This is a genomic window from Peribacillus sp. FSL K6-5616, assembly GCF_038008245.1.
Lineage (GTDB): Bacteria > Bacillota > Bacilli > Bacillales > DSM-1321 > Peribacillus > Peribacillus frigoritolerans.
The window spans coordinates 4111349-4137931 of record NZ_JBBOYT010000001.1 but is presented as its reverse complement, the minus strand read 5'-3'; the positions used below and the strand labels follow the sequence as shown (position 1 = coordinate 4137931).

Genomic DNA, 26583 nt, shown 5'->3' with positions numbered 1-26583 from the left:
GCATAGCGATAAAATATGGAGGTGTATGAGAATGAATAAACAATGGACGATTGGTCAAATTAAAGAATTTGTTGAGAAGAATTCGGAAAGTAAGTTACTGACGACGGAATATCATGGTTTTTCTCAAAAGTTACTATTTAAATGTACATGTGGAAGCAACTTTGAAAAAACATTTAAGAAATTTAAAAATAATAACCAACGTAAATGTGATGTGTGCCAACCGCCTAAAGCGACTCGATAACGTATACAAAGAAACGAAGTGCTGAATCTCTATACTACCTTATCAGGAGCAAAAGATCAGGGTTAAAGGTGAAGCCACCCATTTGATCCAACAGACAAAAAGGTTGCTGAGGCAGCCTTTTTTTTATGGCACTAACAAGGCAGGTTGGCTGAAAAGGGACGAATTACCAGTACAAAAGTTTTGATATTTTGAGATAATCAATAAGCAACAAGTCTTTAATAGACTGGATTTGTTTAGAAAATATTATACAAGATTGGGTGGTAAACATTTCATGGGGAATGTACTACTGAGGCTGCCAATCGGAATATGTATTGCAGCCTATATAAGGCAATGCACAGATAAAATTATAAAAAAATGATAGGGTTCCATAAAATACATAGTTAAATAATTTTCTTATTGAACTAAAGGTCGGTTTAGTAGAAGATGGAGTCGCGACGAGAGCTCTTTTTTCCCGTAAAAGAACAGGCATGTTATAGTATAGTAGAACCGGATTATATAATATCTGTGGTAATCTTAATCATCAAAGGAGTTTATTCATAATGCATGTGCTACAAAAAACACAAAAAATAGTTCGCTATCAGAATCAACAGGGCAATATACATTACGGTATTGTTGAGGATGACATGATATTACAACTGTCTAGCAGTTTTGCTGAACTTGTCAACAAGGAAATAAAGTATGACGGGGTCGAGCTGAAATATAGTGACGTGAAAATCTTGGAACCTGTAAAACCTTCGAAAGTGGTTAATTTCGGCTGGACATATGCAGGTCATGCGAAGGAAACGGGTGGAGAGGCAAACCTTGTTGAACCATTCCTATTTTTAAAGCCATTATCTTCGCTTATTGCAGACAAGGAGAATATTATCCTTCCTCCAAACGAGCTATCCAATCAAGTGGAACTTGAAGGGGAAGTGGCCCTTGTCATTGGAAAGCGCGGAAAAAACATTAAAGAAGAAGATGCGCTTGATTATGTATTCGGCTGCACGATATTTAATGACGTGACAGCAAGAGATCTTACAAAAAAAGATCCACAGTTTACGCGGGGCAAAGGATTTGATACTTTCGGACCTTTGGGACCATGCATCGTTACCGGGGTAGATCCTACAAACTTAAGGATTGTGACCACTTTAAACGGCCGCGTTGTCCAAGACGGAAATACCAATGAAATGTCTCTGAGCATTCCATTTTTGATCAGCTGGCTTTCACAGGTAATGACACTGGAGCCCGGTGATATTTTGGCCACGGGTTCACCATCTGGCAGCTGCATGATCAAGTCGGGGGATGAAGTCGTTGTTGAAGTCGAGAATATCGGTCGGTTATGTAATGGTGTCCAGTAGGATTTGCTGGAATTCTTAATACGTTAAAAAAGATCAGAGCTGCCTTTAAGGCAGCTTTTTCTTATGCATCGGGCAGGTTAGTTTAATAAAGAATGGATAAAGTATCTATGTAGATAAACATTTGGGGTGTGATTGAGACGAATAACAGGCTATTAGAAATATAAGTGTTGGATGGGAAGATACACTAGATAATGACGACTGGTATTTTGGTAATTCGAAAAGTCTATTATTTCGATGAAGAGCCAAGTAATCCTTCATGTTAGCGGAATGCTTGACCCTTCAGTTTCGTTTACCTGCAAGCTCTTCTGGGAAAAGCAAAGAAGTCACGAGATTGTACTTATTTAGCATTGCGCGGGGGCTTATTAGTTGGATAAATTGCTTTTTCCAAGTCTTCTGCTGCAATCACGGGGTCTACTGTATTGCTTTTAGCCTTTCCCTTCTGAGCATTGCCTTTATCACGCTTTTGGCTCATGCCTAGAACCTCCCTCCATGTAGCTTCATTTGTTAAGATGGACTATTAGATGGCGACTTATTCACCAAACGAGTGAAGGGCCTCGTTTTGATTTGAAAACATCCATATAGCATTTAATATGTAATGGTGTCAGCTATTGTTGATAGACGATAATGAATATTAAAGTCCATACTTTGTTATCTTTTTATAAAGAGTAACTCTTGAAAAGCCTAATAAGGAGAAGCAAAGCAGCGGAACATATATGATGATTGTCCGGTTATGTATAATGAATTCATATCTTTCAAATGTGATCACACTGAAACCGAGATTTTATTTTGAAAGAAAGCCCTTTTTATCCTGTAGAAGTCTACTATGGCAATCTGTCTTAAAGTTGCCAATTCCGATTACTATGTCCTATTGGTGCTTTACGGCAATTAAAAATAAAAGCAGACGGTACAGCGGGAAGCTTAGAGATTTTCACTGTACCGTCTATAAAATTTCTTCAAGTTTTTTATTGTATATGAGAATTTTTTTTTGGATACGGCTGTATATAGAATCCATCCGTTTCTGACCATTCTCCATATAGGATATCCTCAATTTTTTTATAATTCCTCTTCTGAAGCCCTTCCAGAAGCCATTCTTTTGATTTTTTCACGGATCGAAGTTCTTCCTCTTTTATTTGGCCTTCTTCAATTACTAAGATAGAAGGTGCTTCATCCCTAGGATTGAGGTCAAGCATATCTGGTGTGACGCTTCCCGCCTTAGAATGAAGCTTTACACTGATGTCGCCGCCAGGCTCAAGATATAAATCTCGCACTTCCCGGAGAGTGAACACCCCCTGTTTCCGTAGCATGGTTCGAACCTGTTCAATTTCCAAGTGATTTTTTTTCATTTGTTTTATATCCAATTCGCCATTACGAATAATCAAAGAAGGATGTCCTTTGAGCAATTTTTTCATGCGATCACTTTTTTGAGCGCAAATCTCAATGATATAAACGGAAATCCCCCAAAGGCAAATGGCAAATAGAATCTGCCAAATCGACACTTTTTCATCGTAAATGCCTTCTTCTAAAATGCCGCCTAATACTAAAGCGTAAATAAAATCAAAAGGGGTCACTTGAGACATTTCTTTTTTTCCAAGAAGTCTTGTCACTGCCAGGAGTCCAGCCAGCCCAATCACCAGCTTCGTTGCTATTTCCAGATAAATCATTTTATCACCTCATCTTTTTTTCCCTTTCTCCCTTTTAACAATCATTTAAACCAAATTGTACCTGGTATTTATTTCACACGGCAGAGTAACGTTTTCTGCAATTCTATTAAATAAGAATACTCAACATCAGACCGCGGTATTGTCCTATTAAATAAAAGAAGACGGTACAGCGAGAATCTATAGAGATTTTCACCGTACCGCCTATTTTTAAATGAACATAAAGTTGTTAATCTGCCTATTCATTACCAATCATTTTTCAAAACAATTTTTCCTATCGCCTTGCCTGACTCCATGTATTCATGAGCTTTTGAGACTTCATCAAAGGTGAACATGTTTGGATCCACAAGCGGGCGCAGCTTACCTTCCTCAACCACCTTGGCAACCTTCTTCAAAATCTCTCCATATTGCTTATGCATGTCCTTATTTAATATCTTCAACAACATAAAGGTAACATGCAGAGAAAGTCCCTTTGAATGCACTTGGGAGAGGTCATGAGTTGAACGGGCTGCAATGGCAGCCACCGTTCCATGTACCGCAGCCGCCTCAAAAGAGCGATCAAGGTTTTCTCCCCCTACCGTGTCAAACACAACGTCAAATCCTTTTCCGTCTGTATATTTTTGTACATAGTCATGAACGCTTTCTTCCCGATAATTGATCGTTACATCTGCCCCAAGGTGCGTGCCAATCTCCAGCTTCTCTTGCGAAGAGGCAGTTGTATAGACTGTCGCGCCTTTCCATTTGGCTAGCTGAATGGCAATGTGGCCTACACCGCCGGTTGCTGCATGGATCAGTATATCTTGACCAGGGACTAGATGTGCCCGATTGAATAATGCTTCCCAAGCGGTAATGGCAACCAGTGGTAAAGCAGCGGCTTCTTCCATCGTCAAATTTTTCGGCTTGTGAGCAAGTAAATCAGCATCTGCAAGCATGAACTCTGCAAGTGCACCGCCAGTCCCTTTAAAACCACCCGCGCATCCAAACACTTCATCGCCAACTTTAAACTCAGTCACTCCTTCACCCACTGCAGATACCAAACCTGCGACATCACCATGTAAAACGGCTGGAAACTCGGGGGAAACGGCTGGAACTGCACCAGCACGGACTTTCGTATCAATAGGATTTACACTTGAAGCCTTGACTTGAATAAGTACATATCCAGGTTTTAATTCGGGTTTTGAAACCTCTTCAAGCTGAAATACGGATGGATCGCCAAAAGATTGAATGATTTGTGCTTTCACTTTAGTCACTCCTAGTTATTTTATGGGGAATTTTTCATTGCCTATGCCTGTTAAGGATTGCAGGGAATAGGATGAAATGTAAGAATATTTAGTCTTTGTAAAATCAATGATACTGTATCTACTATAAAATTAAAAGTTACACACATTTTTAAAAGGGAATTTAAGAGATGTCTCTTAAATCATTAAAATATTAATATGAGTAGGGGCTATCAAGGTATTTGGCGAAGGCGGAGCCATACTTACGTGCAGTTTTAAGCATTATATCTATATTGATTGAAGAGGGAGCTGCCATGAAGGCGGCTTATTTTTATTGATACAGACGGTTTTTAATCTTCATAAATGAGCTGAAAGTCCGATATAAATGGTGAGTGAATGTTAAAAATCTATAGATTTTAGGAGATTACAGAATTGAAAATTAAAACGAGGCTGATAACTACAGTATCCATTCTTATTGGAACCATTCTAATACTGGGGAGTTTTGCTGTTTATGTAATAGATGCATCATCTGAAAGGAATTCAATACTTCAGGATAAGTTGGAAATTCAAAAGATTGTTATTGGGATTCAGTATCACCTGGCAGGTTTATCGAATGATGAAAGGGCATTTATCATAACTGGGGATAAACAATTTGCCGAAGGGATGGAAGAAAAAGCAAATGATGTACATAAGAAAATCGAAAAAATCAAGGAGCTTAATAAGGAAAAGAAATACGGTGAGAATATAAATAAGCTAGAAGAGAACTTTAATGATTCTTGGGATATGAACCAGCAGGTGATTAGCATCTATAAGGAAGATCATGAAGGAGCTAAAGACTTGCACTTTGGAGAAGAAAGAACCCTTAGGAAAGAGGTGCTGGATCCTTCAGTAAATGAATTGGTGGAAGCCCTTCATACTGATGTTTCCAACATCCAATCGTTAAATGACCGCTATGCTCAGTTGAGCAGGGGAGCCTTTCTCTTCCTGGCTATTGCTACATCGATAGTTGGACTTGTGTTATGTATTTTGCTGTTAAGGTCAATTCTGCTGCCACTTGGAAAGTTAAACCGCCAATTAGAGGAAATAGCCACAGGTGATGCTGATTTAACTAAGCATATGGAGGTTACAGGCAATAATGAATTTGGTCAACTGGCTAAATCGTTCAATATCTTCGTGGACTCGCTTAGACAAATGATTTCGCAAATTGGCATATCATCTGAACAAGTGGCAGCTGCTTCTGAAGAACTTTCGGCCAGTACCGAACAGTCTATAGTAACATCGGATCACATCTCGGAAACGATGCAAGCGATAACCCAAAACAATAGTGAACAAAGCCGATTGACAGTTAATAGCCTTAAGGCGGTTACTGATTCACTAAACAGCATCATTTCGGTAGCTTCGAATACATCAAAGGTAGCAGAAGTTTCATCAAATATGAGAGGTCAAGCTGAAAGTGGTGAAAGCTCAGTAAATGAAATGCTCGAGCAGATGAAATCCATCAATCTGTCTGTTGACAGGGCGGATAAAGGAGTCACCTCATTAGTATTTAGCGCGACACAAATTAAAGAAATTTCCACTCTAATTACTGATATTTCAGGTCAGACGAATTTACTTGCATTAAACGCTGCAATCGAGGCTGCTAGAGCCGGGGAGCATGGCAAAGGATTCGCAGTTGTTGCAGAAGAGGTCAGGAAATTAGCCGATCAAACCAGTCAATCTGCAAATAATATCCATAAGCTTGTTTCAACCATCCAAAATGAATCAAACGAGACCGTTAATAATATTCAAATTGTAAGAGATAATGTGGACTCTGGAATAAAGCTTTCAGAAGAAACGGTTACAAACTTTGAAGAAATTTTAATTTTAATAGAGCAGGTAACATCCCAGATTCAAGAAGTGGCAGCAGCTACCCAGTTTATAAAGAATGGTTTTGAAGAACTGCAGCAAACCATAGAAATAATTGCTGAAGGGTCACAGGAAACACTTGCTGGCACTGAAACGGCAGCAGCTGCCAGTCAGCAGCAATTGGCCTCGATTGAGGAGGTTTCGAAAGCAACCATTTCCTTGACCAGATTGGCGGAGGAATTGCAGGAGATGATTTCTCGTTTCAAAGCTTAACTAAAAAAATGCCCCGAAGCGATTAGGCTTTGGGGCATTTTTAGATTCCATAGTCCAACTTTAAACTTTAATCTGAATAAAAATCGCTAAACCCATAGTTGAACAAAGACTGGAAGGGATAAGGTGAAAAAATCCTTTAGGTGGTTAAAAAATTGAAGTGGCAACATGTTGCCTACAGAATGACAATATTCAGTGTCATACTCTTTCTAAGTCCTTATCTTGATAGAATGGGTAACTCTTATTGGATTAATTTATTGTATATTGTCGTTCTAGTTTTGGGCATTGATTTTACTTTATCTAAAATCAAAATCCTTCAAAAATCTGTAACAAAAAAAGCAGGCTGGTCGATTTTAATCACAGGATGTATTTTCGTAGGTGTTTTACATAATTTAATATTTAGTTGAAAATCGGGCTGTCTTTAAGGCAGCTTTTTCTTTTTGCAAGGGGTAGGATAGTGAAAGTTGTTGAATCAGTATTTACCCTTGACATTTGTTTTGAAACAGATTAACATGAAATCAACTTCACATGAAGTTAACTTCATGTGAAGAAAACTTCACTCTATGTGAATAAGTTGGTTAGGAGAGGTATGATTGAAAAATCTATTCATACAGCGTTTTTTAGTCTCAACGGTGATAATAATATTGGGAATCATTCAAATAATTCTCGATACATCACAAAGATTTAATTTTGGCTATATCATAGTATTTCTGGGTGGAATTATTTGTTGTACTCAACAATTTCATACATAACATCCGGTAAGAATAAATCACTAGAAAAGGAACTATCGAAGGAGTACGACGAAAGAGATGCTTTAATTGATGGTAAAGTTGCTCGCTTTTCCTTGCAAATTCTGATGTGCGAAATTTTTATTCTTATGTTTATAACTAATTTTGTCGCTATCCCAACAAAAACTGCATTATTTGTTATCTTAGTCTCATTAATAATTAGCGAAATTGGGTCTAGAAAGTATTACAATATTTTCCTTTAATTCGGAGGATTTATGAAAAATAGAGTAAAAGAATTGCGAATAGAATATGGAATAACGCAACAAGAATTAGCTGATAAAGTAAGTGTATCTTCTAGAACTATCATCTCATTAGAAAAACAAAAGTATAATCCATCTGTGCTACTTGCGTATAAAATAGCTTCAGTTTTTAATTTATCAATTGAAGAAACTTTTATTTTTGATGAGGATGACAAATAGTATATTTCACAAAGATGCACATATTAAACAAACAACGGAGGAACATAAATGGTTAATGTATTATTTATTTTTGGGGCTGTTTTAATAGTTTGGGGTATTTATCGTATGAAAACAGATGATGGCTTATTTGGGAAAAACCGAAAAAGTAAAAACATATTCAATTTAATGCTAATGGGAGAAGCTTCAGGATTAGGGCAATTTTTGAGTGGAATTCTGTGTATTATTATAGCGATTATTGCAGTTATTATGAAGTGATGATCGGAGCTGCCTATAAGGCAGCTCTTTCTTTATGCATTGGGCAAGGATAGTTATAGAATGAATTACGTGAAAATGACCTTAATGATAAAATTAGTTAAATTGACTTTTACATCATTAAGGGGGGATAAGGATGGAAATACGTTCAGTGAAAGGGTCAGATTACTATGCCATATCACCGCTAATCAATGAATGGTGGGGAGGAAGGCCAATGTCTGATATGCTACCGAAATTATTCTTTGAACATTTTACAAATACAAGTTTCATAGCCGAAAAGGAAGGGGAAATAGTCGGTTTCCTAATAGGGATTTTATCTCAATCTCAGCCTGACGAGGCATATATTCACTTTGTCGGAGTGCATCCTGAATACAGAAAAAATGATATCGGCAGACAGTTATATAATCAATTTTTCGATGTCGTTAATCAAAATGGCCGTAATGTTGTCCGTTGTGTAACGTCTCCGGTCAACAAATCTTCAATCGCCTATCATACTAAGATGGGATTTGAAATGGAAGAGGGTGATACATTCATTGATGGTATTTCAGTCCACTCTGACTATGACGGACCTAATCAAGATAGAGTTTTATTCATTAAACAGTTATCAATGAACTAAGGTTGACCAGTAAAAATCCGGTCGCCCTTTTTTTTATAGAATCCACTAAGGCAGGACTGTCAGCTGAAGCGGGTTTTATTCATTGCTAATGCACCCTGGAATAGCATATTTCTCTTTAGAACCTCATAATTATCTAATCTGCTCATTGTATGCCCCCTTCATTTCTTCTTAAGCAGCACTTCTTTTATGGTCCTATAGGGACAGGATAGTTCAACAAGGATAAGATATAATTTGGATTAATATACTAAAATTTAATGAAAATAGAAAGGAAGCTTGAATATGACAGAAATGATACCACTGACATCGGAGAATTTGGAGCTATGCATCGAACTCTACATGAACGTTTTTAATCGTGAACCATGGAATGAAAGATGGACCTATGAAACGGCTAAAGAGAGACTTTCCGACTTATTGCATACACCTAAATTTCTTGGGTTTTTATTTCATATTGATCATAAACCAGTGGGTTTCATTGCCGGAAACAGTAAAGTGTCCGATCAAGGTTTAACGTATTATTTGGCAGAACTTTGTGTGAATAATCAAATGCAAGGCAAAGGGCATGGCTCAAAAATGCTTCGAGCTTTAGAAGCTGAACTGCAGAAGAGAGAGATTAAAAGTCTATATCTATTAACGGCCAATGACGGGCTTGCAGAAGCATTTTATCTGAAAAATGATTATGTTGTAAATGAAGATAGGGTGGTCATGAAGAAAAATTTTTTTGAAAAATAGTCAAGGGACGTGATGGAACATTGTCGAAATCTGTAAAGTTGTATCAATTAAGCCGAAAAGTACATAAATGGACTGGATTGATTTTATCCATCTTTTTCATGTTCATCGCAGTAACGGGCCTCGTGCTTGTTTATATGATACCCCTTGGAGTGGCTGATGAGTTAAGGACGGGGGAAGAGGCGAGTCCAGATCAAGCGATACCCATGGAGAAGGTCGTGTCCATTGCTGTGTCTCAGGATCTACCAGGTGCGGATTCGGTTGAAGATATCTTTAGAATCGAATATAGACCAAGTGCAAATGTGTACCAGGTTCGCTTTAATAACGGTCAAGGTGTTCAAATGGATGTGAGTACGGGAAAAGTGTTATCCACAAATCCAGATTACTCGACTTTCCTCATTACATTACATGATGGAACCTTCTTTGGTGATTGGTATAGATACAGTATCCTGACAATGACGGGTTTATCCTTAATCCTGCTGTCGTTTTCCGGGTATTACATGTTCGGGTATCCTCTCTATAAGCGTCTAATGGCGAATAAAAGGAAATCTTAATATGAGGTGGTAATGTGTCTATAAAAGGTTTGAATCACTTTTTATTTTCAGTTTCTGATTTAGACAGTTCCATAGAATTTTATCAAAAGGTTTTTGATGCGAAATTATTAGTTAAGGGCAGAACCACAGCCTATTTTGATTTGAATGGAATGTGGATTGCCCTGAATGAAGAAAAAGATATTCCCCGTAATGAAATAAGCCAATCATACACACATATCGCCTTTTCCATAGAAGAAGCCGGCTTCATGAACATGTATGAGAAACTGATCGGATTGAATGTAAACATTCTGTCAGGACGTCCAAGAGATGAAAAGGATAAGAAGTCCATTTATTTCACTGATCCAGATGGTCATAAGTTTGAGTTTCATACAGGGACTTTACAAAATAGAATAGATTACTATAAACAAGAAAAAGCACATATGGAGTTTTTCGACAAATAGTAAGCTATTTTCAAATGAAAAGGGGAATGTTCATGAAAACTATTGGCCTTATTGGCGGCATGAGCTGGGAGTCATCGTTGGAATATTATCGAATCATCAATGAAGAGGTAAAAGCCAAATTAGGAGGATTACATTCAGCCAAGTGCATTTTATATAGCGTGGACTTTGAGGAAATCGAACGCTGCCAAGCTGAAGGGGATTGGGAAAGCTCCGGCAAATTATTAGGCGATGCAGCTCTGTCTTTGGAAAAGGCAGGTGCCGAAATGATACTAATTTGTACAAATACGATGCATAAAGTGATTGGATATATTGAAGAAAAAGTCAGTTTACCGATTTTGCACATTGCTGATTCAACGGCAAAACAAATTCAAAAGTCCAAAATCAGTACGGTTGGTTTACTTGGCACTAAATATACGATGGAGCAAGACTTTTATAAAACACGAATTGAGACTAATGGTATCAAGGTCCTGATACCAAGCGAAGAGGATAGAAAAGTCATCAATAAAGTGATTTATGAAGAATTATGTTTAGGTGAAATTCAAAAATCATCAAGGGAATATTACAAAAACGTTATCAAGGGGTTAGTTGATGATGGAGCGGAAGGCATAATACTAGGCTGCACAGAAATTGGATTACTAGTAAAACCCGAGGATTCCGAAGTGCCATTATTCGATACAGCTGTCATACATGCCATCGAATCCGTCAATATGGCAATGGAAAAATGAATTGATCACATTGTGCTTTAAAAAGGAGGTTGCTGCGGCGGCCTTTTTCTTACGGAACTAACAGGGCAGGATAGTTCAAGAGTTCTATTTGAACTTTGTTCAACAATGGCGCCAGTTTGTTTAGGAACATTTTTTAATAATTTTAAGGTGTCACGAAAAGGTGACACCCTCATTATTTATACAGTTTTCATCATATTTTTTAAAATATCATAAACCAATGGGAAAGTAATGAAACCATCATCTTCTAGAAAATGACCACCCTTTTCAACAGGATAAAATGATGTATCCAATTGTTTTGATAAATTTTGACTTAATTGAAAAGGAACAATATAGTCATCTTTTGCAGAAATAACAGCACGTGAATTAGTTGCAGAAATTATTTTATTATAATCCACTTTTTTAACTGTAAAAGGATTTAGTGAAGGTAAGGATGATAATGGTTCAGAAAAGCCAGAAACAAGAATAAAGCCTCCAAAGCTTGGTAACGGATCTAATTGTTCTAGATAGTTCAATAGTGTGATAGACCCTAAGCTATGTGTTACAAAATAAGTGTTGTTATCTAAATTCTTTATTTTATTAGCTAATGTTTCCAACCATTCTTCTTTCTTGGGGTCAGACGAATTTGGCATGTGAAGAACCAAAACTTGATTATCATCTGCTATTAATTTTTCTTTTAACCATGGGAACCAATGATTGGCTGGTGAAGCTCCGTATCCATGGATAATATATACTTGTTTTCCCATTACTACACTCCCTTTCTTTTTTATAGATACAAAAACAGTATATTACTGACCCAAACCTATATGGTAGGAGAAACACTTGAAGAAGCTGCTATTCGAGCAGTAAGAGAAGAAATGGGCTTAGATGTAGAGATAGATGGTGTTTTTATGTAAGTGAAGCATTTTTCTAAGAAAGACATCATGCTATTTTCTTTACTTTTAGAGAGAAAATAATCGGTGGAAATTAATATTTCAATGCCAGAAGAAATTACTTGGAGGGATTCTCAGAAAGCAGAAGATTACATACATATAACCGATTCAAAGGGATTAATAAAAAGTAAATCATCAGTAACATATTTACTTAGAAAAAGAGTTATTCGTAAGTCCTAATTATTTTTTTTATGAAAACGGGTACTTTTATTTAATAATTATTGCTGATCTACCACGATCGGGCGCGATTCTTTAATAAGAAATGCTTTTCTTAATGAACTAACGGGGTAGGATAGTTCTACAAGCACAGTGTATTCGTACTCGCAGTAACCAATTAACCTGTTATAATAAAATTAGAATTATAATTAAAATCAAATTGGTGGTGTATAGGTTGAATAAAGTCCTTTTACATCTCTCCAAAATATTTTTAGGTTTTATCTTTCTTATTGCAGGTCTAAACGGTTATTTTGTCATTTTTGACTTTGAACCATTTATTGCTACTAGCCCTGAAGCAATGGCATTATTCAAATTTGAATATCTGTTAATATTTGAAAAGTTTTTAGAAATCGTTTGTGGAGTTTTACTTTTAAGTAATCGATTTGTCCCATTAGCACTTGCAATATTGTCTCCAATTATAGCCAACATTTTTTTACTTCATTTGTTCCTTGATCATTCGTTACTTGTTTTAGCAGTAATACTTGTAATCATGTATAGTTATTTGTTGTTTTGTTATAGAAAAAGCTTTAAAAGTATTTTGGAGAAAAAGCCTTCTAATTAATACTTCTTTGTGTTACACATTTTGCGTATGATCTTCCTTATAATTTCTTCGTACTGTGAATAACTGCATCCAACCTAATTTAGTTACATAGTAACGCATTTTTTCGATATGGATATTAAACAGCTTTTCGTATTTACTGCCATTTTGAAACTGAATACTTCACCTTGATACTTTTTTGAAATTTTCCGATGCCGATAATATCTCCCTTTATAAAACCATTTCATCAAATCACCTTCCTTCATAGTCTGTGTAACTCTGCGATTAGTCTTAATGAACTAACCGGTGCTTTACATTAATAACAGAGTTGCTGTGGCAGCTCTTTTTTGTATGAAAACACTTTAGTGAAAGGCCATACTTAAATAAGCCCACCATATTCTAATTTTTTTGAAGGACGTAAATGTACTATGTCGTTATTTTAACTGGTTATGCAGTTTGTTGTTCAGATGGATCGATTGTATAGCCTTTCTTTTTTAGGTATTCGATCATTTTTAACTCTTTGTTATTTTGTTTTTCTTCAAGGTAATTTGAGCCTAGTTCTTGATAGGGTTCCCCTGTTTTTAAGATGTTGTAAGCAATCGTTAGTAGTAAATGAGCAGAAGCGATTCGTCCCTTCATTTTTCCCTGCCTTTTGGTAATCCTTTTTCGATGTGAAGCAATTCGATTATTTTGCCTTGATGTCGCTAGTACACACTCTACAGCCATCGTTTTCAAAGCTTTGTTACCTTGTGTGGTTTTACTCGTTTTTTTTTACCAGCACTTTCGTAATTTCCAGGACTCACACCAGCCCAAGAGGCAAGATGTTTAGCTGACTTAAATACGGACATATCAACGCCCATCTCTGCAATAAAAGTAGCTGCGGCAGCTTTGTTCACACCAGGTATTCCATCCAATAATTCTACTTCCTTACGATAGGGGGACAGGAGTTGATCGATTTGTTTTTCCAATTCTTCTATGGCTTTTTCTAAATAACTCATATGCTCCCAATGGTAACGCAACATATCACGATGATGACGGCGAATACGACCATTAATTGCACTGGCAATGTCAGTAATACTTGCCTTTGTTCGCCAATCCACCATTTTTCGAAGACCATCGGTCTCTATTTTTTCACCGTTTAGAATCGCTTCAAGGATACGGCGTCCCGATACACCAAAAATGTCTGATAATACGGATGTTAGCTTGATATTAGCATCTTGAAGAATTTTGTGAATGCGATTCTGTTCTGATGTGCGATGATGAATCAATTTTTTTCGATAACGAGTAAGATCTCGTAAATCACGAATATCCTCCGGTGGTACAAAATTGCTTTCAATAAGTCCACATCTTAGAAGCTTGGCAAGCCATTCGGCATCTTTCACATCAGTTTTACGTCCTGGAACATTTTTGACATGTCTTGCATTGGCAAGAACAAGGTGAAAAGAACCTTCGAGTATATTCCATATTGGTTTCCAGTAGACTCCGGTACTTTCCATCACAACATCGGATACCTGAAGGGTAGCGAGCCAATCACTTAAAGCCAAGAGTCCTGTTGTTGTAGTTGAAAATGTTTCAATAGAGGTCTTTGGCTTTTGATCTAATGGACCAAATAATACACAGGCTACTACTGTTTCTTGGTGTACATCTAGGCCAGCACACCGTTCAATCATTGCTTCCATAGGAGAAATCACCTCAAAAAAAGATTAACAATACATATGACAGGAGATTTGTTACAAAAATTTTTGTATACGTACTAGCAGTACACTAAATGGTTCTTCCATACTGTCACAACCAGTTTCTTATACAGGGTATCTTCCTTAAGATCCACCAAAAAAAGTTCAGCCTGGTTGTATTGTTATCATCCATTATTGTCAAGGGGTTAATGGGTTAGACTCTATTTTGAGTTTAGATTTTCGTAGTAGATGGTGGCGGCGAGGAGCGCCGCCATAGAAGTTTCTTATGGAACAAATGGGGCGGGTAAGTTCAACAAGAGATTCCATAAAACCTCATTTTCCTATACAGCTCCTGGGCTTCTTTAGAAGCTTGTTTTTTATAAGTTGCCTTCCTATATGAATAAAGGCAGCTTTTCAGTTTCTTGCTGAAAGCTGCCTTGTTAATATTTTTATTTCACTATATAGGGATATATCTACATTAGTCTAACTATCATAGCTCTTTGCTTGGACTTTTCCGAGACCAAACAACTACAGGAATAAGCACTAGTGACAGAATGGCTCCAGAAAGTGATAATGCTGCAAAACTAGAATGAGCGACTACCATTCCTGATACCCCCCCACCAGCTGCTCCTGAAAGTGCAAATAGTACATCGACTGATCCTTGTGTTTTTGCACGCACAGATGGGTGTGTTGAATCTATAATGAGAGCAGTCCCGCTTATTAAACCAAAGTTCCAGCCCAAACCTAGCAGTACTAACGCCAGGGTAAGCAGTGGCATTGATCCTACCGGTGTAAAAGCTGCCACCAATCCAGAGGCTAGGAGTGTAGCACCAGAAGCAACAGCCATAGTAATACGGCCAAGCTTATCTACCAATATACCTGTCAATGGTGAAGGAAGGTACATAGCTGCTATATGGAAACCTATAACTAATCCTACTTCTCCCAAACCATGACCATGATGTCCCATATGAATTGGTGTCATTGTCATAATGGCTGCCATGACAAATTGAGTCAAAATCATAATTACAGCCCCAACAACAACACCCTTTTTGTTTATGGTAGCATTCTTAAAGTTTGTCCCTGTCTGTACGCTATCGTCTTTTTTCTTAGCATTCGCAATAGCTGTGGACACAACCAAAGGGTCTGGACGAAGTAAAATTAAGATAAATAATCCGGCAATAATAAAAGCAGCTGCTGACAAGATAAAGGGGCCAGCCAAGGTTGGAACACCAATTGAATCCGCAAATGCTCCCATTCTATTGACCAAGTTAGGACCAACAACAGCACCCAAGGTAGTGGAAACCATGGCCATGCTTGCAGCAGTTGCCCTTTGTTTATCTGTTGCAAGGTCTGTCCCTGCATAACGCGCTTGTAGATTAGACGCTGTACCAGCTCCATAAATAAAAAGAGAAATAAATAAAAGTGGGATGCTGTTGGTTAAGGCTGCAATTATAACACCAATAGCACCTAACCCACCTGCAAGGAAACCACCTGCAAGTCCTGCTCTACGGCCAAAACGTTGTGAAGACCGGCCTATAAGCAGGGCAGCTCCTGCAGAACCTAAAGTAAATAGGGCAGTTGGAATTCCAGCCGCATTTTCAGTCCCTAGCATGTCTTGTGCAAGAAGCGCTCCTACTGTTATACCGGCTCCAAGTCCTGCTCCCCCAAAGATTTGTGAAAGAATCAAAATTCTTAATGTTTTTTTATAAAGGTGTATTTGTCTTTCTGGTGAATCAATATATTCTTGCAGCCATATAGGCTGGTGTGTTGAGGCATTTGTATCTTTTGCTGACATTGTCATGAACTTTACCTCCTAACGAAATATCCTTGTAGCTTTTCATGTTTGGATGTCATCCTTGGAACATTTCATATCGTCATTAGAAGAAGCTCATAATTAAATTTCGATAATTATGAGCTTCTTTTATTTCTTATTTTTAAATAGGAACGTGACACTATTTGTCGGTGGTCATATTAAAATTTGTAGGATTCACCATCTTCTGGTACTGACATATTACTTGAGAATCCTTTTTCATTACTAAAGTTTTTTAATTCTTCTCTAGATAGTGTCCAATGGTTAACAGCTTCCATATGAACGGAAATAATCTTAGCATTAGGAGCCGCCTTGTGTACTTCATAGATGTCTTCTTTTCCCATAATGAGAGAACCATATTCTATCAATTGATTATCTCCGCCATTGACAACAATAATATCTGGTTTATGGGTATCCAATTCATCCTGTAAGCCTTCATACCAGACTGTATCACCAGCTACGTACAATGTTTTTTCACTTGGATGTTTAAAGACAACGCCACATACTTCCCCCATACGCTTTAATAGTTCTTCTCCTCTTCCATGCTCGCCTCTTGTTTTAACTAATTGGATGCCTTCAAAGACAGTGTCCTTTGTTAATACCTCTACATTCTGGAATCCTGTATTTTGGACTTCCTTTGCATCTTCTTCATTTTGAACGAACATTTTAATATCTTTTGGTAATAGTCTTTGCGCTGCCTCGTCAAAATGGTCTAAATGTAAATGAGTCACAATGACTGCATCAACTCCACTAATAATATCGTCAGCAGAGGTTGGTAAACTCACTGAAGGATTGTTTTGATCTTGCCTAATCGTACCAGGGAAAGACGGGTACGTACCTTTCTCTGCTAACATCGGATCAATTAAAAACTTTCTATTTGCATATTCTGCAACTATCGTTGCATTTCGAATTTGTGTAATCTTCATCTTTACAACTCCCTTTCTTTTCATGTGTTCCCTAACAGTGTTAAGTGTATAATATGAGCAGGATTCAAATACACAGATAAATTAAAGTATTTTAGGCGTTTGACTTTATTTTTGAAAGGAGTTGACGTTCAGATGGACCAAACAGATAAGCGAATTATAGAGGAGTTATGTAGCAATAGCCGGATTACGATGAAAGAATTAGGGGAGAGAGTTCACTTAACAGGACCGGCAGCCGCAGCTAGAGTGGAGAAATTAGAGGACAATGGGGTTATTGAGGGGTATAGCATTAAAGTGAATCAAGCGAAATTAGGGTGCTTTACGTATGCCTTTATCAATATCTATATAGAAGGTACACATCATCAACCTTATCTCTCATTTATCCAAACAAAAGAGGGGTATGTCATCAATAATTATAAAATCAGTGGAGATAGCTGTTATCTTTTGGAGTGCAGGTTTCCAAGTAATGAAGCGTTAAATCAATTTTTATTAGAGTTAAACAAGTATGCAAACTATAAATTATCGATCGTTATAAGTAAATAGGGCATGAATAAACATGGATGTTTGTGAATAGTCACATTTAAACTATAAGGTGCTTGAATTGAACAACGGAGGCAGCAGGGACACCTCTTTTTCTTATTCAGTATATGAAGAACTGTACTTAAACTAATGGGTGGTTTAGCTGAAGATCGGAGCTGTCTTTGAGGCAGCTTTTTCTTATGGAACCATAGGACAGGTTAGTTGAAGAAGAAAACGAATTGATTGGTGTTGAATTAAATGCCTAACTATATTTTTTATACAAAGATGTAACTGCTAGGCAGGAAAAATATTTAGACAGTTGGTCAGAATATATTGAATAAGGAAAAAGAGTCGGCAAAGCGACCCTCCTCTAAGATTCTCCGTATTTAACATATTAAGTATTTATTCAACGCTTGTTGTAAAGTTCCTAATGTTTGTGCTTTTTCATTTAATCTCATTCCTAAGCGTATCATATTGCTAGCCACTTCAGCTCTTAACCCGGTAATCACAGTGGTACATCCCATTAATGAAGTGCCGTCAATAATCCTCATTAAATGATCAATTACCTCAGTCTCCATTTCCATAATTCCAGATAAGTCCATAATCAATGTTTGAATACGTAATTTTCCAATCTCTATTAAAACTTTTTCCTCTAGAATATTCGTTCGGTAAAGATCCACCGCACCAATTAAAGGCAAAATACATATAGTGGGTGTTATTGGGATTATTGGCACAGAAAGATTTTCGACCAATTCTCTTTGAGCCGTTATCAATGAATCTTTGTATTGAGAATATGTGATAAAAAAAACATTTAAAAACCTGTCTACTTGATTATTTATTTGTTTTTCTACAGAAAAAAAGTCTTCATTTATAACGTGATTCGTTACCTCGTTATATCCTTGTAGGAACTTCCACAAAGTTCTTCGAATGGCTTGCACCCACTCTAATTTGAAAGTTAATGGTATCTCGTGTGTCGCCCAAGCTATACCTTCTTGTTTAGCAAATGATTGAAGCTCTTGTTCTTCACCCTCAATAATGTATCGAACCAGCTTACGGGCATTATTTATCAGGTCAATATTACCGACCATTAATATTTCTTCAATTTTGTCTTTCACATTAGATGCTTCGTTTAATAATGAATCTTCAAAATCCTCGTTATTTTCTTCGATGAATTTCATTAATTTATATATATCAAGTGACAAATCCATAATTTAATCTCCTTTTTTTAAATATGCCAAATCATAAATACCCTATTATTATAATTACTAAACCCATTTACACAAAAAACTTCTAATTTAAAGGAAAATGGATGATATTTATGTAAATTAATATTGTGAAGATTTCTACTTAAACTAACGGTGCTTTACTTCAATAAGGAAGGTTGCCGAGGCAGCCTTTTTCGTATGGCACTAACGGGGCAGGTTAGTTGAACAAGGGTAATTCATAATTTGTATAGAATATGTAGAGTGTAGATTCATTTGAGGATAATGAGGTGGCTATCATAAAGAAAATTCTTAGTTTATTGTTTTTGGTTGTATTGTTTATTAGTGCAGTTGCTTGTAACAAAGATGTGATCAAAGAAAACAGTGAAGAAAAACCCCTAAAAGAGGAAAATGTGGTCAAAGTAGAAGAGGCAGAAATACTATTTAATAACTATAGTAAAGAACTATATACTATTAAAGATCCATCCAATCCCCCAACTTTTGATGAAATCGCAGAAAAGATTAAATTATATTTAACAGAAGAACAATATAATGCTGAAATCGCTAACCGGAAATTTCAAATACCAGAATTGGTATCCAAACAAATTAATAAAAGTATAGAAGTACAAGATGTGAAACTTGAAGAACAAAGAAAAAATGGTGATGGCAAAATAGATTACTTATATACAACAACATTTAAAGTTTATGACGAGAATTCATCTAAAATTTATGAAAAAGAAGGAGAATTAACCATATCCACTACAAATAATGAATTAAAAATCGATCGTGAATGGAGTAGAGGGGTGAAAATTGACGGTTTAGATGGTGGCCTATAAGAGCTTATAAATGAAGAGTCATATTATGCAAGTGTGCTCTCGTTTTATTTAATTAAAGCGCCATGTTTGTTGAGGACTATAAAGATTTAACGCATTGGATTTTGCACTAAATCAATTCATTAAAGTAAGGAATGGAAAATTTATTTCATAATGGTTGTTGCAGTACATTTTCTCTATATTTTGCCATTCCAACAAATTCAATCGGAGCCTATGTTATCCTCGGATAGAGTTTCAGGTTCGCAGGTTTTACTTCAATCATGATAATCCGGAATCAAAAACGCTGTGACTATTTTTAGACTTGGCGTAATGTAACGTTTCTTCATGGTAAGTTTTATCATAGCTAAGCCTTGTAAGGATGCAAAATAATAAAATGCCATTTCCGAAGCATTTCCTTGTTTAAACTGGCCTAGGTTCTGACCTTTTTCGATTAATCGGGCAGTTTGGTTTAACATTGCTTCACTCTGTTCATTAAGATATTGAATTTGAAGAGATGGATGTTCCAGCGTTGAGGATTGGTTCATTAGCATGAGGAGTTCTGCAAATGCATCATCTTTTTCAAGATTATTCAATATTTCCAGAGTAAACTTTCGAATTAATTCAATTGGAGACTCATCGCTTTGAAACTTTTCCGCTATTTTTTCCAATCCTGTTGCAGCATAGGAAACTAGCTCATTAAATAAATCTTCTTTGGTTTTATAGTGTCGGTACATTAACCCGATGCTGATTCCTGCACCCTCTGCAATATCCTGAACATTTGTAGCTGCAAACCCTTTTTTTGCGAATAGTTTTATTGCAGCCGAATGAATTTTATTTTTCGTTGCAGTTCTCATTGCCTCATATTGTCCTTTTGTTCTCGGCAAGAATTCTTCCTCCATTTCGTTCTTTCCTTACTTTTTCATATACTTCAAAGACAAAAGATTATTGATTCCATTTTTCTTGGACATCTTTTCTGGAAGGGGCTTTCTTTTGTATTCTTCAAAACCCAACTTTTTATATAATTTCATCGCCGGAATATTCGTATCGGCAACCTCTTCAATGACGTAATCGTCATACGGCGTATTTTCAAAAATATGGTGGATGATTTGAGATGCTACACCCTGTCCTTTGAATTCGTGAGCAGTTCCGACAAATTCAATCGAGCCTGTATTTGAAGGGAAATTTTCATAAGGGGCTTCAAATTCCCTCTTTAAAAAGATCCCTGCCATGCTTCCCTTGAAGAAGCCTAAGTGCTTTCTCAGCTCTTTTTTATTTAATTTTACCGAGAAGGTTTTCCCATCCGTACATGCTGTCATGCCGGCAACTTTATCATTTGCTATAGCTACATAAAATTGATCTAAAACGAACATGTGGGCAAATGCCTTTGCAATGATGTTTTTATCCTTGGAAAAATAGCCAAGCCATTGTGTAAAGCCTTCAGCAAAAATTTCAGAAATTTGCATCCTTACATCCATATCAACTTTATCCGCTTTTGCAACTATAAACTTTAAACCTCCAGATTGCATATATCATTCCCTTTCCGGTTTTTAAATGAATATATTTTCATTATAAACTCCATAACAATGAATTGTAAAAATTTAGAATTAAGTACTTCATATTCTCTGAGGAAGGTGAACTTACGGGTTAGGATACTTGAATAAGGAAGCAGGTGATTTAATGTTGTTTTATACCTTAATGTCTCTTTAACGCAGAAAAAGTTTTACTCTCGTTTATGTTATAATTTCGATTGAAGAATATCGATTTATACTATGACTATTAGATTGGTTGTTGAAGATGAAAAGGAAAAAAAACAAGAAAAACGAATCAAATATAATTAATATGACATTTGGAAAGAATTCTTATGTTAAGGACGATGAAACAGATTTTATATTTGCGTGGTTACATCCTATTATTTCGTGTAGGTTATGTATCAAGTATTTTATAAAATGGATGACATCTGTGGATTCTTCTTTAGCACCTAATGTTCATCGTTACTACATTTTATTCTTTACATTGATATTGAGGTCATTTTTGTGGATTTATATTGGAATGGGAATTGGAGTAATCTCAAATGATAAGTCAGATGGCATGAGGTTAGTGACAGAGATTCCAATGGCTTTCGGGATGTCATTTTTATGTATATTTGGACTATTGTTGGTTTTACGGATTGTAATTTCTTTCTTTGAACTGATCAGACTATTTAAAAAAGATAACTTAATTTTGTATGGTTTGGGAGTTACCGTTGTATATGGATTTATTGGCATGGTTATGTTGGGAAGTGCAATGAGGTAGTATTATACAATGTTATTCTGCAGGTAACGGGTGCGTTTGCTGGAGATCGGAGCTGTCTTTAAGGCAGCTTTTTCTTATGGAATCTAGGGTAGGATATTTATAGAAGTAATTTCCATTTTTAATACAAATGAAAAGGTGCAAATGGTATGATTGTAAAAGAATTTAATTTTTAGGGGGAAATATATTTTTGAAAATGGTTAGAATTATTTTAGCGATAGTGGTTATTGTCCTATCAGGTTATAGTCTAATAGCTCAAACCTTGGAGTTAATGCCCTATTATATGTTTTTCCTTGGGGCATTTATGTTGGTGACAGGATTTGTCGAAATTCAAAAAGACAGAAAAGGATTTTGGGGGTATATGAATATTGTTATCTCTTTATTTCTCTTCTTTTTTTACATACCGTATTTCTTATAGAACTAACAGGTGCTTTAGCTGAAGATCGGAGCTGTCTTTAAAGGCAGCTTTTTCTTATGGAATCATCGGGGCAGGTTAGTTCCTTGATCTAACGAGGGCCTTATTTCTTAGACAACTGATAAACATCAGTTCTATAAAAACAAAAAGATCTCTAATCTAAACTTTTAGAGCTTTTTTTATGCAAAAACACAACTTTTATTTAGTTATTACGTCTAAGTATTGAAAATTTAAGAAAAGGAGGGGTGGAGACTTGTCGGAGTACAGAAAATTAGAAATTGCAGATTGGTATGACCAACATAGTAAATCCATTTTAAGCTTTATTTTATTGATGGTTAAGGATTATCAACAAGCAGAGGACTTGACCCACGATACCTTTGTAAAAGCGTACTTATATCATAATTCATTTAATCAGCATTCCAGTGAAAGAACATGGCTATTCAGTATCGCTCACAACTTAACGGTTGATTTTTTAAGAAAACGGAAACCCAGCAGGTTCTTTAAAGAAGTATTTCTTTTGCAAAAGGACAATACCTCATTGCCTGAAGAAATGATTCGAATAAAAGAGGAATCATCTGAACTATATAAAGCGTTAGGGGAAATCAAAGATACATATCGAATGGTGATCGTTTTAAGAAAAATCAAAGGTTTTTCCATTGAGGATACAGCAAAGATATTGAGTTGGTCTGAGAGTAAAGTTAAATCAACTCTTTTTAGAGCTATTCCAGCATTAAAAAAACAACTAATAAAGGAGGGGTATTTGGATGAAAAAACAATATGAAGATACTGATTTAGATATCTCCTTAAAGAAGTTAAATGCCGATCTAATGTGGAAAACAAAGCAAAAACAAGAACTGAAAAAACGAATCATTTCTGATATTGAAAAGTTGGAGTCCCAAGAGAGAAATAAGCACCCTATCAAATTAAGTTGGATCAGGAAGTTAACATACTCTGGTATCGCGTTGGTCATATTATTTAGTTTATTTATTGGCGCAGCTTTTATCTCCCCTGCAATGGCAGAGGTTATGTCAAAAATCCCTTATTTAAATAAAGTGTTACATACAAAAGATATTTTTATATCGATACAAGAAAGATTAGAGAACGAGGGTTATAAAACTAGAATAGGTACTAATGGAGATAACAAAATAGAAATAAGAGTAGATGGGTCAGAGGAATATTTTCAGGATGTACGTAAAGATGTAGAAGAAACTGCCTTGGAGGTATTAAGGTCGAGAGAATATGACGGTTATACAATCAAGGTAATTAAAAACAAGGTCATGGATGAAGAAAAACCAAGTCCAGAAACAATAAAGAAATATGAAGAAGCTTCAAAAGTTCAAAGAGCTTTGGATCAAGAATTGAAAAAACATAATTATCATGATGTTACTACCCAAGTGGGTACACTGAATAATTCAGGTGATTTAATTATTAATATTGGGATACCTACTACTGAAAAAGATGCTGAAAATATAAAAGAACTGGTTCAAAATGTAATAACGAAAGAAACGGATCAGAAATATACATTAAAGTTCAACAAAATTAACTTAAAAATAAGAGAGCAGGAGAATAGGTGGGGCAGAGTCATAAGTACAATTATTGATGGGCTGTATAGCAAAAAAGAATATCAGGTAAACGGTTTTTCTTTTTCAGCGCATCCTCAGCCGATGACCTTATATATTAAAACCACTATATCTTCTTCTAATCCGGATAGTAAACAACTTGGATCTAAAGTTGAAAATACAATTAGGGACTTTTTAGAATCGGAAGAGGTTAAAAAGACCATAAAAGATGATGAATATAAAATCATTGTCTATAGTAAAGATAAGCAGCAAATAAATTATTAACACCATACTAATGTAAACTAGCATGCTTATTTTTTAAAAAGCTAACCTGGTGCGTTAGCTGAGGATCGGAGCTGTCTTTAAGGCAGCTTTTTCTTATGGAACCATCGGGGCAGGTTAGTTAATTGTGAATACATTCCATTTTTATAAATAATTGTTATAATGAAATAGAATATTTTTTAGGAAGGTTGTTGTTCAAGGTGGAGTATAGTTATGAAATCTAAAAAGACAGTATTAATTATAGCTTTGGGTATTATTTGTATAGCTATCTTTATAAATCTATTAAAGAAAGATTTATGGGATGTAAACGAAGAGTTGTTAAAAGAAGAAGTGTTATCAATTGGACATTCCGTTGAAACAATAAATTTATTAGAAGTAACACCGTTTGACTGGGATGTAGTATATTCCTTTGAACCATATACCCCGTCAGAACATATATATGAAACGGTAGGTTATAAATGGGATACTATTAACGCAACTGTAAATGAAGGAATGAATCAAATTGTATTCTTGAACGATGGAAAAGTGGTCTGCTATTTATATGGTTATCCTGAGAATAATGGATACGGTATATCTTTTGAATCTGAGAATTATAAAGATGCAGTTTATATGCTTAATAGTAAGGATGATTTAAATTTTCAAGTAGAACGAAGAAACAGTGTTGTTTATTTGAGAAGCTAAGCAAGGATATGATTTCTTCAACTAACAGGTGCTTTACTCAAATAAGGGAGTTGCATTGGCAGCTCTTGTTCTTATATTTGTGAAGAAATGTACTAAAACTAAACCAGCCAATAGTTTGTCAACATTTTTCAATAAACACTTAAAATGTTTCATGTTATACTAAAATTGCGTATGCCAAATAACCTTCCAAGGTTCTCTGTTTGGAAAGTCTTGGACTGTTTAGTTATACTTTAAAACTAGGCTAGATCTTGGAAAGTTGATTTGCTTTTTAAAAGTGCATAAATCCAATGTAAGAATTTATTGGCACATGCTATCACAGCTACTTTAAAGGGCTTTCCTTCCTCACGTTTCTTATCATAAAACTCTCGTAATCTCTTGTTACGAGGAATGATTTCATCTGTCGTTTTCTTTTTGCGACAATCACGAATGGCACATTTTACAGCGATATACAAGGCGTGTCGTAGCCTACTAGAACCTCTTTTGGTAATCCGATTTAAAGTACCTTTGAATGTACCAGATTCAAAAACACTTGGATCGATTCCGGCAAATGCAACCAGTTTCTTAGGGTGATTAAACCGATCAATTTCCCCAATTTCAGAAATTATCGTGGCAGCAATTTTTTCACCGATACCAGGGATCGATTGGATAATCTTACACTCTTCAATACCTTTTGCTAAAGCATCTATCTCATCTTCAAGCTTGGATAGATGCTTTTTGTATTCAAGAAGCATATTAATATACATATCCAGGCTTAAGGTCAGACTATGATATAAGTTTTTCTGAAATGGATTTTGAGCTGCGGCGGCCATCAATTTTTCTGCCTGACTGTCTGCCCATTTTTGCGAACGACTTTTACATAATTCCTTTATTTTTTTGGCGACTGTCTCTTCACCAGTACCCAAGATTTCTTCGGATGTAGGAAATGCTTGTAAAGTTAATAAAGAAACATATGAATGTAAGTCCCCAAAAACCCCACGGTATTCAGGAAACACTTGATCCAGAACTGCTTGAAATTGTAATTTAGTTTGTACCAACAGGCCTGTAATATTTTCGTGCTGTCTTGTAAGGTTACGTAGGTTTAAGAGCTGGATTCCTCGCTGTTTATAAGGCTCTAAGTCCTCTTTATAATACAGCTCACAGAGATGACGAGCGTCAATAACATCTGTCTTTACCTTGCGTAAACTAGAACTCTTAGCTCGATACGATATGAGTGGATTTACGATAATCAATAAGTACCCTATATCCTCGAAAAACTGGACAACTGGTGTATGATAATGTCCAGTGGATTCTAATACAATGGGAGGCCGTCCCCCGGATACATTTTCTACTTCTCTAATAAAGTCTAGAAGACTAGCTAACCCTTCAAGAGTATGTGCTACTTTAAAGCTTTTTTTGTAAGGCTGCTTTTTATCCAAGAAAGCTTGAACCTGACTTTCCCCTTTTGCCACATCCAGACCAACAACTGGATTCATAAATTATCTCCTCCTAATATAAAGTCACCGGTACCCCAATTCCTTCTTGTAGTATCATAGCTTCGCTTGTTATACGAGATCATAGTCCCAACCAGCCTCAATCATGTTTCTACAAGTAGGGGGCGAACTGTTTAGTTGACGGGATCTAGTCCCACAGGTGCGGACGTTCTACCCC

31 protein-coding genes are annotated in these 26583 nt (G+C 36.1%); 19 read left to right on the top strand and 12 right to left on the bottom strand.

Annotation, left to right across the window (positions count from 1 at the left end; all coding sequences use genetic code 11):
• Window positions 1-31 precede the first annotated feature (31 nt).
• Together MHB45_RS20060 and MHB45_RS20055 are read left to right on the top strand one after the other, a co-directional pair.
• Window positions 32-241 carry a hypothetical protein gene (locus tag MHB45_RS20060; protein ID WP_034304456.1) on the top strand — a complete coding sequence of 70 codons (210 nt, stop codon included), beginning with the start codon at window positions 32-34 and terminating at the stop codon, window positions 239-241.
• Between the two features lie 539 nt (window positions 242-780).
• Window positions 781-1578 (top strand): fumarylacetoacetate hydrolase family protein, encoded by a 798-nt coding sequence (locus MHB45_RS20055; protein WP_034304454.1) that lies wholly within the window; start codon window positions 781-783, stop codon window positions 1576-1578.
• 337 nt (window positions 1579-1915) lie between these two features.
• On the opposite strand, the gene MHB45_RS20050 is transcribed toward MHB45_RS20055, so the two are convergent.
• The 3 genes from MHB45_RS20050 to MHB45_RS20040 all read right to left on the bottom strand — a co-directional run bounded on the left by MHB45_RS20050 (window position 1916) and on the right by MHB45_RS20040 (window position 4477).
• On the bottom strand, window positions 1916-2050 hold the full coding sequence (locus tag MHB45_RS20050) for a hypothetical protein (RefSeq protein ID WP_340908062.1): 135 nt from the start codon (window positions 2048-2050) through the stop codon (window positions 1916-1918).
• A 490-nt stretch (window positions 2051-2540) separates the two neighbouring features.
• Complete coding sequence (locus MHB45_RS20045; RefSeq protein WP_048682705.1) at window positions 2541-3239, bottom strand: DUF421 domain-containing protein; 699 nt, start codon at window positions 3237-3239, stop codon at window positions 2541-2543.
• A gap of 242 nt (window positions 3240-3481) precedes the next feature.
• Window positions 3482-4477 (bottom strand): zinc-dependent alcohol dehydrogenase family protein, encoded by a 996-nt coding sequence (locus MHB45_RS20040; protein WP_340908061.1) that lies wholly within the window; start codon window positions 4475-4477, stop codon window positions 3482-3484.
• Window positions 4478-4885: 408 nt separating this feature from the next.
• Between MHB45_RS20040 and MHB45_RS20035 the strand changes: the two genes are divergently transcribed.
• The 9 genes from MHB45_RS20035 (at window position 4886) to MHB45_RS19995 (ending at window position 11088) form a co-directional block, all read left to right on the top strand.
• Window positions 4886-6571 carry a methyl-accepting chemotaxis protein gene (locus tag MHB45_RS20035; protein WP_340908060.1) on the top strand — a complete coding sequence of 562 codons (1686 nt, stop codon included), beginning with the start codon at window positions 4886-4888 and terminating at the stop codon, window positions 6569-6571.
• Window positions 6572-6723: 152 nt separating this feature from the next.
• Window positions 6724-6975 (top strand): hypothetical protein, encoded by a 252-nt coding sequence (locus MHB45_RS20030; RefSeq protein ID WP_048682717.1) that lies wholly within the window; start codon window positions 6724-6726, stop codon window positions 6973-6975.
• Between the two features lie 596 nt (window positions 6976-7571).
• Complete coding sequence (locus tag MHB45_RS20025; protein ID WP_063235833.1) at window positions 7572-7775, top strand: helix-turn-helix transcriptional regulator; 204 nt, start codon at window positions 7572-7574, stop codon at window positions 7773-7775.
• Between the two features lie 48 nt (window positions 7776-7823).
• The gene (locus MHB45_RS20020) at window positions 7824-8030 is read left to right on the top strand and encodes a hypothetical protein (RefSeq protein WP_072273604.1); all 207 of its coding nucleotides are present in this window, start codon (window positions 7824-7826) and stop codon (window positions 8028-8030) included.
• A gap of 133 nt (window positions 8031-8163) precedes the next feature.
• On the top strand, window positions 8164-8643 hold the full coding sequence (locus MHB45_RS20015) for a GNAT family N-acetyltransferase (protein WP_340908059.1): 480 nt from the start codon (window positions 8164-8166) through the stop codon (window positions 8641-8643).
• A 279-nt stretch (window positions 8644-8922) separates the two neighbouring features.
• Window positions 8923-9372 carry a GNAT family N-acetyltransferase gene (locus MHB45_RS20010; protein WP_048682730.1) on the top strand — a complete coding sequence of 150 codons (450 nt, stop codon included), beginning with the start codon at window positions 8923-8925 and terminating at the stop codon, window positions 9370-9372.
• A 20-nt stretch (window positions 9373-9392) separates the two neighbouring features.
• Window positions 9393-9923: a PepSY-associated TM helix domain-containing protein gene (locus MHB45_RS20005; RefSeq protein WP_048682732.1), complete on the top strand. Its 531-nt coding sequence runs from the start codon at window positions 9393-9395 to the stop codon at window positions 9921-9923.
• A 14-nt stretch (window positions 9924-9937) separates the two neighbouring features.
• Window positions 9938-10363: a FosM family fosfomycin resistance protein gene (gene fosM / locus MHB45_RS20000; RefSeq protein ID WP_340908058.1), complete on the top strand. Its 426-nt coding sequence runs from the start codon at window positions 9938-9940 to the stop codon at window positions 10361-10363.
• A gap of 32 nt (window positions 10364-10395) precedes the next feature.
• Window positions 10396-11088 carry an aspartate/glutamate racemase family protein gene (locus tag MHB45_RS19995; RefSeq protein ID WP_072273600.1) on the top strand — a complete coding sequence of 231 codons (693 nt, stop codon included), beginning with the start codon at window positions 10396-10398 and terminating at the stop codon, window positions 11086-11088.
• Between the two features lie 176 nt (window positions 11089-11264).
• Here the strand turns inward: MHB45_RS19995 and MHB45_RS19990 are convergent, their stop codons facing one another.
• Entirely contained in the window at window positions 11265-11831 is a 567-nt protein-coding gene (locus MHB45_RS19990) for an RBBP9/YdeN family alpha/beta hydrolase (protein WP_072273599.1), read from the bottom strand.
• 577 nt (window positions 11832-12408) lie between these two features.
• On the opposite strand from MHB45_RS19990, the gene MHB45_RS19985 reads away from it, so the two are divergent.
• Window positions 12409-12795: a hypothetical protein gene (locus MHB45_RS19985; protein WP_048682746.1), complete on the top strand. Its 387-nt coding sequence runs from the start codon at window positions 12409-12411 to the stop codon at window positions 12793-12795.
• 423 nt (window positions 12796-13218) lie between these two features.
• Here the strand turns inward: MHB45_RS19985 and MHB45_RS19980 are convergent, their stop codons facing one another.
• The 4 genes from MHB45_RS19980 to MHB45_RS19965 form a co-directional block, all read right to left on the bottom strand.
• On the bottom strand, window positions 13219-13410 hold the full coding sequence (locus MHB45_RS19980) for a hypothetical protein (RefSeq protein WP_199777166.1): 192 nt from the start codon (window positions 13408-13410) through the stop codon (window positions 13219-13221).
• A gap of 92 nt (window positions 13411-13502) precedes the next feature.
• A complete protein-coding gene (locus tag MHB45_RS19975; protein WP_213068208.1) occupies window positions 13503-14450 on the bottom strand; it encodes an IS110 family transposase in 948 nt (315 codons plus the stop codon).
• A gap of 484 nt (window positions 14451-14934) precedes the next feature.
• On the bottom strand, window positions 14935-16245 hold the full coding sequence (locus MHB45_RS19970) for an MFS transporter (RefSeq protein ID WP_072273598.1): 1311 nt from the start codon (window positions 16243-16245) through the stop codon (window positions 14935-14937).
• A 170-nt stretch (window positions 16246-16415) separates the two neighbouring features.
• Complete coding sequence (locus MHB45_RS19965; RefSeq protein WP_253349905.1) at window positions 16416-17180, bottom strand: MBL fold metallo-hydrolase; 765 nt, start codon at window positions 17178-17180, stop codon at window positions 16416-16418.
• A 132-nt stretch (window positions 17181-17312) separates the two neighbouring features.
• Between MHB45_RS19965 and MHB45_RS19960 the strand changes: the two genes are divergently transcribed.
• Window positions 17313-17720: an Lrp/AsnC family transcriptional regulator gene (locus tag MHB45_RS19960; RefSeq protein WP_034304420.1), complete on the top strand. Its 408-nt coding sequence runs from the start codon at window positions 17313-17315 to the stop codon at window positions 17718-17720.
• Between the two features lie 362 nt (window positions 17721-18082).
• Here the strand turns inward: MHB45_RS19960 and MHB45_RS19955 are convergent, their stop codons facing one another.
• Complete coding sequence (locus tag MHB45_RS19955; RefSeq protein WP_048685423.1) at window positions 18083-18904, bottom strand: STAS domain-containing protein; 822 nt, start codon at window positions 18902-18904, stop codon at window positions 18083-18085.
• A gap of 284 nt (window positions 18905-19188) precedes the next feature.
• On the opposite strand from MHB45_RS19955, the gene MHB45_RS19950 reads away from it, so the two are divergent.
• Window positions 19189-19734: a hypothetical protein gene (locus tag MHB45_RS19950; protein WP_253349903.1), complete on the top strand. Its 546-nt coding sequence runs from the start codon at window positions 19189-19191 to the stop codon at window positions 19732-19734.
• Window positions 19735-19985: 251 nt separating this feature from the next.
• On the opposite strand, the gene MHB45_RS19945 is transcribed toward MHB45_RS19950, so the two are convergent.
• Together MHB45_RS19945 and MHB45_RS19940 are read right to left on the bottom strand one after the other, a co-directional pair.
• The gene (locus tag MHB45_RS19945; RefSeq protein ID WP_253349901.1) at window positions 19986-20594 is read right to left on the bottom strand and encodes a TetR/AcrR family transcriptional regulator; all 609 of its coding nucleotides are present in this window, start codon (window positions 20592-20594) and stop codon (window positions 19986-19988) included.
• Between the two features lie 27 nt (window positions 20595-20621).
• Window positions 20622-21236, bottom strand: coding sequence for a GNAT family N-acetyltransferase (locus MHB45_RS19940; RefSeq protein ID WP_072273595.1), 615 nt, complete (start codon window positions 21234-21236; stop codon window positions 20622-20624).
• 268 nt (window positions 21237-21504) lie between these two features.
• Here MHB45_RS19940 and MHB45_RS19935 point away from each other — a divergent pair, with 268 nt between their 5' ends.
• The 5 genes from MHB45_RS19935 to MHB45_RS19915 all read left to right on the top strand — a co-directional run bounded on the left by MHB45_RS19935 (window position 21505) and on the right by MHB45_RS19915 (window position 24936).
• Window positions 21505-22002, top strand: a complete 498-nt coding sequence (locus MHB45_RS19935; protein ID WP_253349900.1) for a hypothetical protein — start codon at window positions 21505-21507, stop codon at window positions 22000-22002.
• A 193-nt stretch (window positions 22003-22195) separates the two neighbouring features.
• Window positions 22196-22417 (top strand): DUF3953 domain-containing protein, encoded by a 222-nt coding sequence (locus MHB45_RS19930; RefSeq protein ID WP_235443580.1) that lies wholly within the window; start codon window positions 22196-22198, stop codon window positions 22415-22417.
• A 250-nt stretch (window positions 22418-22667) separates the two neighbouring features.
• Entirely contained in the window at window positions 22668-23195 is a 528-nt protein-coding gene (locus MHB45_RS19925) for an RNA polymerase sigma factor (RefSeq protein WP_048883502.1), read from the top strand.
• Window positions 23179-24258, top strand: coding sequence for a DUF4030 domain-containing protein (locus MHB45_RS19920; protein ID WP_048682911.1), 1080 nt, complete (start codon window positions 23179-23181; stop codon window positions 24256-24258). Before MHB45_RS19925 ends, MHB45_RS19920 begins: the two co-directional genes overlap by 17 nt.
• Window positions 24259-24468: 210 nt before the next feature.
• Window positions 24469-24936 carry a hypothetical protein gene (locus tag MHB45_RS19915; protein WP_048682914.1) on the top strand — a complete coding sequence of 156 codons (468 nt, stop codon included), beginning with the start codon at window positions 24469-24471 and terminating at the stop codon, window positions 24934-24936.
• 236 nt (window positions 24937-25172) lie between these two features.
• Here MHB45_RS19915 and MHB45_RS19910 read toward each other — a convergent pair whose 3' ends face one another.
• Window positions 25173-26408: an IS110 family transposase gene (locus tag MHB45_RS19910; protein ID WP_253349373.1), complete on the bottom strand. Its 1236-nt coding sequence runs from the start codon at window positions 26406-26408 to the stop codon at window positions 25173-25175.
• Window positions 26409-26583: the final 175 nt, after the last annotated feature.

Bases quoted from the DNA above. Each gene is read 5' to 3' on its own strand.
- MHB45_RS19940 (WP_072273595.1), bottom strand. From the start codon at position 21,236: ATGCAATCTGGAGGTTTAAAGTTTATAGTTGCAAAAGCGGATAAAGTT.
- MHB45_RS19960 (WP_034304420.1), top strand. From the start codon at position 17,313: ATGGACCAAACAGATAAGCGAATTATAGAGGAGTTATGTAGCAATAGC.
- MHB45_RS19990 (WP_072273599.1), bottom strand. From the start codon at position 11,831: ATGGGAAAACAAGTATATATTATCCATGGATACGGAGCTTCACCAGCC.
- MHB45_RS19975 (WP_213068208.1), bottom strand. From the start codon at position 14,450: ATGGAAGCAATGATTGAACGGTGTGCTGGCCTAGATGTACACCAAGAA.
- MHB45_RS19915 (WP_048682914.1), top strand. From the start codon at position 24,469: ATGAAATCTAAAAAGACAGTATTAATTATAGCTTTGGGTATTATTTGT.
- MHB45_RS20015 (WP_340908059.1), top strand. From the start codon at position 8,164: ATGGAAATACGTTCAGTGAAAGGGTCAGATTACTATGCCATATCACCG.
- MHB45_RS20025 (WP_063235833.1), top strand. From the start codon at position 7,572: ATGAAAAATAGAGTAAAAGAATTGCGAATAGAATATGGAATAACGCAA.
- MHB45_RS19910 (WP_253349373.1), bottom strand. From the start codon at position 26,408: ATGAATCCAGTTGTTGGTCTGGATGTGGCAAAAGGGGAAAGTCAGGTT.
- MHB45_RS19995 (WP_072273600.1), top strand. From the start codon at position 10,396: ATGAAAACTATTGGCCTTATTGGCGGCATGAGCTGGGAGTCATCGTTG.
- MHB45_RS20010 (WP_048682730.1), top strand. From the start codon at position 8,923: ATGACAGAAATGATACCACTGACATCGGAGAATTTGGAGCTATGCATC.
- MHB45_RS20055 (WP_034304454.1), top strand. From the start codon at position 781: ATGCATGTGCTACAAAAAACACAAAAAATAGTTCGCTATCAGAATCAA.
- MHB45_RS19980 (WP_199777166.1), bottom strand. From the start codon at position 13,410: ATGAAGGGACGAATCGCTTCTGCTCATTTACTACTAACGATTGCTTAC.
- MHB45_RS20050 (WP_340908062.1), bottom strand. From the start codon at position 2,050: ATGAGCCAAAAGCGTGATAAAGGCAATGCTCAGAAGGGAAAGGCTAAA.
- MHB45_RS20020 (WP_072273604.1), top strand. From the start codon at position 7,824: ATGGTTAATGTATTATTTATTTTTGGGGCTGTTTTAATAGTTTGGGGT.
- MHB45_RS19920 (WP_048682911.1), top strand. From the start codon at position 23,179: ATGAAAAAACAATATGAAGATACTGATTTAGATATCTCCTTAAAGAAG.
- MHB45_RS19970 (WP_072273598.1), bottom strand. From the start codon at position 16,245: ATGACAATGTCAGCAAAAGATACAAATGCCTCAACACACCAGCCTATA.
- MHB45_RS19935 (WP_253349900.1), top strand. From the start codon at position 21,505: ATGAAAAGGAAAAAAAACAAGAAAAACGAATCAAATATAATTAATATG.
- MHB45_RS19930 (WP_235443580.1), top strand. From the start codon at position 22,196: ATGGTTAGAATTATTTTAGCGATAGTGGTTATTGTCCTATCAGGTTAT.
- MHB45_RS20045 (WP_048682705.1), bottom strand. From the start codon at position 3,239: ATGATTTATCTGGAAATAGCAACGAAGCTGGTGATTGGGCTGGCTGGA.
- MHB45_RS19965 (WP_253349905.1), bottom strand. From the start codon at position 17,180: ATGAAGATTACACAAATTCGAAATGCAACGATAGTTGCAGAATATGCA.
- MHB45_RS20060 (WP_034304456.1), top strand. From the start codon at position 32: ATGAATAAACAATGGACGATTGGTCAAATTAAAGAATTTGTTGAGAAG.
- MHB45_RS19955 (WP_048685423.1), bottom strand. From the start codon at position 18,904: ATGGATTTGTCACTTGATATATATAAATTAATGAAATTCATCGAAGAA.